2 protein-coding genes are annotated in these 2,833 nt (G+C 38.3%); both read left to right on the top strand.

Features of this window, described 5'->3' with window-relative positions; genetic code table 11:
* A partial coding sequence (locus AC1DPQ_RS23550) for a FecR family protein (RefSeq protein ID WP_477611052.1) occupies positions 1–498 on the top strand: 498 nt, incomplete at its 5' end.
* Positions 498–2,234, top strand: a complete 1,737-nt coding sequence (locus tag AC1DPQ_RS23555) for an STN and carboxypeptidase regulatory-like domain-containing protein (RefSeq protein ID WP_477611053.1) — start codon at positions 498–500, stop codon at positions 2,232–2,234. The genes AC1DPQ_RS23550 and AC1DPQ_RS23555, both read left to right, overlap by 1 nt.
* Positions 2,235–2,833 lie beyond the last annotated feature (599 nt).

Here is a 2,833-nt window from a genome sequence, read left to right on the forward strand (position 1 = left end):
GAGCAAGGTGACGTGTTTTTTGATGTAGCCAAAGATAAAACGCATCCTTTTGTAATCGATATCGAAAAGATAAGTGTAGAAGTAGTGGGTACGTCCTTCAATATCAGGCATATAAAAAAGGATACCGAAATTAACGTAGAAACCGGAATTGTGAAGGTTCGCCTGGCCAATGATGAAATTAAGCTTTATAAGGGTGAAAAAATCCACATCGACGGCAATACCCGTAAACTGGTAAAAGAACAAAGCACCGATCAGCTTTACAACTATTACAGAACCAGACTAATTCAGGGCAATAACCTTCCGTTATGGAAACTGGTTAACACTTTAAATGAAGCCTACGGAAGTAATATTATGTTAGATGATAAAGTTAAAGATTTAACCATTACCACCACTTTCAAAATGGATTCGTTAAATGATATTCTGATCGTTACCTGTGAAACTTTAAATTTAAACTTGACCCGTAATGGCAACGCCATTTTGTTGTCTGCTAAAAAATAATGAAGACAAGGCTAATTATTTTATTGCTCTTTATTTCGGGCTATTGTAGCGCACAGGTTGCCACAGTCGATTATAGAAGGAATTTATCAAAAGGAGTAAGCTTAAATGTTAAGCAGGAACGGGTTGGCAATGTTTTGCAGATGATATGCAAAGCTGGCGGATTCTATTTTTCTTATAATGGTGCACTGTTCCGACAGGATAGCCTGGTTAACCTGAATGTGAAGAATGTTCCGGTGCGCGAGGTTTTAGATCAGCTATTTGATGGTAAGGTAGATTATAAAGAAAATGCCGAATACATTATTCTTCGCTATGCCGTAAATCATTTAACAATAGAAGCAGAACACATTGCTAATGGCGACAATGAATATGCAATAAGCGGTTATGTAGTTGATACCCGAACAGGCAATAAAGTTAAACAGGCCAGTGTTTACGAAAAAAAACTGCTTCAGGCTGCACTTACAGATAACAATGGTTATTTTACATTGCGTTTTAGAGGCGAGCACAGTGGCGTAATTTTAACGGCGAGTAAAGAAACCTATCGCGATACAGCCTTGGTTTTCCTGGCTGACATCAATATAAAACCTGAGAAATACGAAGATCCGGACAAAGAGAAAGGCGCATTTTTTACCAACACATTTGGAGGGCGGGGCATATGGCGTTTTTTGCTTTCCTCAAAGCAACGCATCCAGAATCTTAATATTCCTGATTTTTTGGCACAGACACCATTTCAGGCATCGTTTACCCCTGGCTTAAGTTCGCATGGCAGCATGAGTTCTAGTGTAGTAAACAAGGCATCTTTAAATGTACTTGGTGGTTATACTGCCGGAACAAATGGCTTTGAAATAGCGGGTGCGTTTAATTTAACCAAAGGCGATATTAAAAAGATTCAGGTAGCGGGCGTGTTCAATGTAGTTGGCGGATCAGTAAAAGGCACTCAATTTTCGGGTGCCTACAACGATGTAAATATGAATGTAGATGGTTTGCAGGTGGCCGGTTTATTAAATAGGGTAGAAAGTAAGGTTAGAGGAGCGCAATTGGCCGGGGCGGGCAATCTTGCTGGCAAAGATGTTAAAGGAGTGCAAGTAGCCGGACTGATTAATGTGAGTAAAAATACCACAGGGGTTCAGCTGGCAGGTGTATTGAATAAAACCTCAGGCCGTTTAAAGGGTATGCAGCTTGCCGGATTGGTTAATCAAGCCAAAAACATGGACGGTTTTCAACTGGCTGTGGTAAATCTGGCCGATTCATCATCGGGTATCAGTATCGGGTTGATCAACCTATCCAATAATGGCTACCGCAAAATAACAGTATATAGCAACGAGGTAATCAATACCAACATCGCCTTTAAAACCGGAAATGCCAAATTATATACCTTATTAATTGCAGGTGAAAATTTTTCAGATACTGCCCAAACATTTACTTTTGGATTAGGCCTTGGTCATGATTTTATATTAAACAAACGTTTTGCTATCTCCGCCGAAGGAACCATTCAATCCATATATCCCGGCAATTTTGAAGAAGCAAACAACCTCTACAGGCTACAGGCAAACCTGCAGTTTAATGCTTTGTCGAGGCTTGCTTTTTTTGCAGGACCCGCGTATTCATATTACGTGAAGGGAGAAGCTATTCCTGGCGAAAATTATAAAAAGGAAGTGGCGCCCGCCTGGAGCCATCATTTTAAAAACGGTGCACAAGGTTGGCTAGGTTGGAATTTTGGCGTTATGGTTTCTCTATAGATCGTTTATTTTGCCAATTTTATGACTTCAATTAATTAAATGGCTATATTTGATTACCAATTTTAATCTTATGTTATTATTTGCGGTTCCGCTATATTTTATTGTCTTTTTTGGTTGGATCATTTACGCTTCCTTGATTAAGAAAAACTTGAAACAAAACATGCCAATGTTTTATTTTGGAGGTGTGTTTAGCTTGATCTGGATTGTGATTGTAACCATTGCCTATATTTAAGTACATCAATCATTATAAGGTCTGACTCCTGTTGCACCATCATTTTAAAACGCGGCACAAATTGGTTGCTTGAACTTAAGGCTTACTTTTTCATCGTAAACTTAGTATTCTACTGTCTTCGCTCTTGCATTGTCAGCCTTTTCTTTAATATTGATTACATACATTTTGTTTATGGCTTTGAAATTTATTATCCAGATAAAGAAGGAGAGCTGACGGCTCAAACTGAATAAGAATGATTTAAAATACGTTAAGATTTATGCCGACTTTATCGAAAATTAAAATAGTTGATGATATCTATCTAAGAGCTGAAATTGATAGCATTTACAAGAAAACAGATCAGATTTCTTTGGCAAAGTGGGCCATTAAG

This window comes from Pedobacter sp. 01T416_2 (genome assembly GCF_056398925.1).